We start from the raw sequence: 228 nt of genomic DNA on the forward strand, positions 1-228 counted from the left end.
AAGATCTTCTCTTTGTATCCGATCCCTTTTCTTGCGATCACGTAACTCGCTGCCTGATGCACACTCATTCCCTTATCCCTCACATACTTTAATTTCCAATCAGTGACGTATAGGCTGGATCAACTTTGATCACTTCAACACCTTCATAAGCAGCTTTTCGTTCGATGGCTTCACTGATTTGCGCATAAGCAAATTCACTCAGCATTCGATTCAGTCCTTTTGGCTGAT

At 42.5% G+C, this 228-nt stretch carries 1 protein-coding gene; it reads right to left on the reverse strand.

What is annotated here, in order from left to right; genetic code table 11:
* Positions 1–88: 88 nt before the first annotated feature.
* A complete protein-coding gene (locus DAHG_RS22075) occupies positions 89–214 on the reverse strand; it encodes an IS200/IS605 family accessory protein TnpB-related protein (RefSeq protein WP_390621904.1) in 126 nt (41 codons plus the stop codon).
* Positions 215–228: the final 14 nt, after the last annotated feature.

The sequence above is a fragment of the Dielma fastidiosa genome (assembly GCF_000313565.1).
In the GTDB taxonomy this organism is placed as follows: Bacteria; Bacillota_I; Bacilli_A; order Erysipelotrichales; family Erysipelotrichaceae; genus Dielma; species Dielma fastidiosa.